This is a genomic window from Streptococcus sp. DD04 (assembly GCF_001578725.1).
In the GTDB taxonomy this organism is placed as follows: Bacteria; Bacillota; Bacilli; order Lactobacillales; family Streptococcaceae; genus Streptococcus; species Streptococcus sinensis.
This window is the reverse complement of record NZ_KQ968978.1, coordinates 52,941-56,761: the sequence shown is the minus strand read 5'-3', so window position 1 is coordinate 56,761 and position 3,821 is coordinate 52,941. Positions and strand designations below refer to the sequence as shown.

Genomic DNA, 3,821 nt, shown 5'->3' with positions numbered 1-3,821 from the left:
AGACATGATAAACCTCCTCTCCTTACCCAGTAAACATATGCATCCGTCTCCTCAGGCGGCTGATTTGTTTCCGTTTTTTCCCTTTCTAGCCTGCCTTAGGATTCACTTATATTATACCATTTATCAGCCGAATAAAACAGGAAAAATTAAGGAATTTGCACTATATTAAAAAGCAAACTAACATCATATCAGTCTACTTTTTCTCTTCTGGATTCAAATCATCGAAAGTGGTGCTGTTTTTGCTAATTGCTTCACTGATTGCTTTTTGACCCAAGCCGTTAATTGAGCTGTCCATTTGGTTGGATAGATTGAGCACAGCTGTCTTGTTTGTCATGGCCAAGATACCAATCTCCTCATCATACTTCTCTACAATATCTTTTCGACTTGCTTTTATCGGTGGTGCGCAGAAGGCTTTAATAGCTTCTCTTTCCAATGTTTTTTTAATTTCTCTTCGTGCTACTTCGGTAAAGGGGCTGCACAATGCATCTGAGACAACATCTGCTATACTCATTTATTTCCTCCTTCTTCCTCATCCAATTTCCTTCTCAGCTGGTAACTCTTTTCTAATTCGTCTTCCAGCTGCCTGCGATCTTTCCGATACTGATTTGTCAGTTTTTCATCTTTTTCTTCTATTTTTGCACATTGACGACGATATTCTCTATCCGTCTCACTCGCATAAGCATCTAACAGATTAATAAACTTACGACACTCTTCCTTATCCACGTAATCTTGTCGGCTAAAGTGATAAGTAGCCTCCTCAAACTCTTCATAAAGTCTAGTCAGATGACGCTTGTTATCTTCTAGTTTCCAATATGTTTCTTCTATTTCTTTCTTGGCAGCCTTATAATTATCCTCCAAGTCCCAGAGTTCTTCTTCTTGGTTTCTAATTTTAGCTTGAATTTCATCTATTTTGTCCATTGGCTAATATCTCCTGCCAAACTTTCGTCTGCTGCCACTGCCTGATCAATACCATTTCGGATACTACCCTCCAAGTCTGTAAACGCCGTCACAATAGTGGCCGATTTGTTTACCGCTTTATCAAAATGTCGCTGAGTCTTTCCTACAATGCTATCATAAGTTACTCCAGCTTCTGCATAGGCCTCCTGCACCTCATCATAGGTCAATTCTGTTACAAACCAAGGAATTTCCTTGCTTTTGTCATAGAGTTCTTCTGCATCTGTCATTGCTTTTTTCGCAACCGCCTCAATCTCGCTGTGCCCATTGCTGACAGCCTCTGTCAGAGCTGCCGCAACAGCCGTTGCCTGGACGCTATCCAAGAAAAACATCTCGTGACTATTAATACTACCATCTGATAAAAACTGACCGGTCAATTGCTTGAGGAGACCGTCTTTTACTCCCTGCAATTTCTTCAAGGTCTTATAATGCTTCTTTTCAAGCCCAGTCATCCTCTCTGGACTCTGCTTTTCCAAAATATCCTTGATTTGATTAATTTGATTCTTATCACCTGTAATATCCGAGTCAAGGCTGTGTCCGCCAGAATTATCAAGTATATACTCTTTGCCTAGATAGACACCTCCAAGTCTATCGGACCATATGTTAAGAGGATCTTTTTCTGTTGTAATACGAATGACTTGACCTGTAAAGTCCGCATATTTGTTCAGAATCTTCTCGCGAGCAGAATCCAACGGAATCAGATAGTCTATGGCTCTATCCTTCATTCGAATCACTCCCTCTACATAGAGAGGGGCTGAGTTATATACCACTGTACGCGGAGCGTTAAATTCCAAAGCTACCCTCTGAGCAATATTACCTCCTAAAGAATGCCCTGTTAAGGTGATATTGTCCCCATATTTCTGTCGGATTCTTTCGTAAAATTTAAAAGCTTCATCATAATGATAGCCGTAAGACATTAAAATAGTAGTAATATCTACCGTGACATCTGTTACAAAATCCGCATTAGGATTGGTTCCCGTGTAAGCAATAATAACCTCTCCACTATCCTTATCTAGGAAAGCTGTACCGCTGGTACCAGACAAACCGTCACGAAAATCATCTAGGTATTGGAGGTTAGGAGGGATAGACTTCAATTTATTAACTTCCCTAAGAAGTTTATTTTTAGCATTATCTTCAATATCAGACTGATGAACTCGAACATTTTCAAATTCATAAGTCAGATTAGAAGCATCTAAAGTTGGAATCCCACTATTGGCCATTATATACCCCCGCATTTGACACCGTTTCTCTAAAGTAATAGCCATCTTTATAATCTATTAAAATTGAGTAGTAGTAATAACCTTCATTTTGTAGAGAACTTCCAATCTCAAGTATGCTTTTCTCAGAATCTTTTTTATCAAAATAATTATTAACTATTTTATTTTCTGTAAGATAAGATATGCTAAAACCATTTGTTACACTGTTATACGATTTTTCTTTTAATCTAAAATTAGATAATTCAGCTTTGTTTATAGTTAACTTTTGAAATAAAAATCTGTCAAACTTCCATATTTTCCTAGCGGTCTCTTCCTCAGAAAAAGTAAACTTGTTATCCGCATAATGAACACTTACGACTACTTCTTCTTCGCTTTTTGGCGCATCATCAGTTGCTGGAATTTTAGCAAGGGTACCCACTATTGTATGCGATGTTGCATCACCCTTCAGCTTAATTTCCGTGATGAAATCATCGATTCCATCACTCTTCTTTTTAAAATAGACCTGCTCAATCTCAAACCCTTCCGGAAATTGCTTAAACAAGTCAAACAGATTCTCAGTCGGATAGACGCGACTGACCTCAGAAACCTTATTCTCAATCCATTCTCGACTGTTCTTGTTTTCTCCGCATCCTGCCAATCCCATCATTATCAGTCCTCCTAAAAGTAACATTGTGAGAAAAGTGCGTTTGTTCATGACCTTCTCCTTATTTATGATATTCAATAAAACAACTAACCTTAATTCCCTTATAGTATATCATAAAATTTCTACTTCCTTGCTACCCTATATAATATTGAGGTTTGATATAATAAAGTGGGCTCAGGGATCGTCTAGGTATTGGAGGTTAGGAGGGAGTTTTTTCTTAGTGTACTTTTCTACATATTGAAGCACATTATTGTCAGTTGCTCCCTGATTAACTCTCATATTTTCAAATTCATAAGTCAGATTAGAAGCATCCAAGGTTAGCACATTACTATTTGGCATCTATCTTCTCCATACTCTTAATTTTTCCTGCTATAAGTTCTGAATGAGAGATATTTTCTCCGTCAAAAACAATAGGATATCCGTATTCATAGCCAATAGTTGCAGAGCGATCTGCACTAATATAAAGATCTAGCGACTCGCTTGGTTGTAAATGGAAGTAGTCCTGAATAATTTTACTCTTTACATTTTTATAAGCAATGGAAGCCTCACCAGTCTCCCAATTATAGTACGTTTTCTTGAGTTCTAATCGAGACAGAACTGTTTTATTTAGTTTTAACTGTTGAAATAAAAACCCATCATAAAACAAATCATCTTTAGAAACTTCTGGATTCGAAAATTCCAGCCCTTTTTCAGTGTATATAATACTGCTTTCTAAAAGCACTTTTTCTTCATAAGGATTACCTCGAGTTTCTATCCTTTTAAAATTACCAGTTATTTCTTGTGTTTCTGCATTTCCAATGAGCTCAATCTTCTGATAACGAGAATATTCCTTCGTCTCATCATAAGTGTCAATACTTCTTATCTCAAACCCTTCCGGAAATTGCTTAAATAAATCAAATAGATTCTCAGTCAGATAGACACGGCTCACCTCAGAAACCTTGTTTTCGATCCATTCTCGGCTGTTCTTATTTTCTCCGCATCCTACCAATCCCATCATTATCAGTCCT

General features: G+C 37.5%; 6 protein-coding genes. All 6 read right to left on the bottom strand.

Annotated elements, in window-relative coordinates; all coding sequences use genetic code 11:
- Nucleotides 1–193: 193 nt before the first annotated feature.
- Entirely contained in the window at nucleotides 194–511 is a 318-nt protein-coding gene (locus tag STRDD04_RS05400) for a hypothetical protein (protein ID WP_062200011.1), read from the bottom strand.
- Entirely contained in the window at nucleotides 508–918 is a 411-nt protein-coding gene (locus tag STRDD04_RS05395) for a hypothetical protein (RefSeq protein WP_062200009.1), read from the bottom strand. Before STRDD04_RS05395 ends, STRDD04_RS05400 begins: the two co-directional genes overlap by 4 nt.
- Nucleotides 906–2,174, bottom strand: a complete 1,269-nt coding sequence (locus STRDD04_RS05390) for a Tle-like phospholipase domain-containing protein (RefSeq protein ID WP_062200007.1) — start codon at nucleotides 2,172–2,174, stop codon at nucleotides 906–908. The genes STRDD04_RS05395 and STRDD04_RS05390 overlap by 13 nt, the downstream gene beginning before the upstream one ends.
- Complete coding sequence (locus tag STRDD04_RS05385) at nucleotides 2,164–2,865, bottom strand: hypothetical protein (protein WP_062200005.1); 702 nt, start codon at nucleotides 2,863–2,865, stop codon at nucleotides 2,164–2,166. The genes STRDD04_RS05390 and STRDD04_RS05385 overlap by 11 nt, the downstream gene beginning before the upstream one ends.
- A gap of 123 nt (nucleotides 2,866–2,988) precedes the next feature.
- Nucleotides 2,989–3,153: a hypothetical protein gene (locus STRDD04_RS10950; protein ID WP_156469055.1), complete on the bottom strand. Its 165-nt coding sequence runs from the start codon at nucleotides 3,151–3,153 to the stop codon at nucleotides 2,989–2,991.
- Nucleotides 3,143–3,821: hypothetical protein (locus STRDD04_RS05380; protein ID WP_231853891.1), on the bottom strand; the 679-nt coding region annotated here is incomplete at its 5' end. The genes STRDD04_RS10950 and STRDD04_RS05380, both read right to left, overlap by 11 nt.

Bases quoted from the DNA above. Each gene is read 5' to 3' on its own strand.
- STRDD04_RS05400 (WP_062200011.1), bottom strand. From the start codon at position 511: ATGAGTATAGCAGATGTTGTCTCAGATGCATTGTGCAGCCCCTTTACC.
- STRDD04_RS05395 (WP_062200009.1), bottom strand. From the start codon at position 918: ATGGACAAAATAGATGAAATTCAAGCTAAAATTAGAAACCAAGAAGAA.
- STRDD04_RS05390 (WP_062200007.1), bottom strand. From the start codon at position 2,174: ATGGCCAATAGTGGGATTCCAACTTTAGATGCTTCTAATCTGACTTAT.
- STRDD04_RS05385 (WP_062200005.1), bottom strand. From the start codon at position 2,865: ATGAACAAACGCACTTTTCTCACAATGTTACTTTTAGGAGGACTGATA.
- STRDD04_RS10950 (WP_156469055.1), bottom strand. From the start codon at position 3,153: ATGCCAAATAGTAATGTGCTAACCTTGGATGCTTCTAATCTGACTTAT.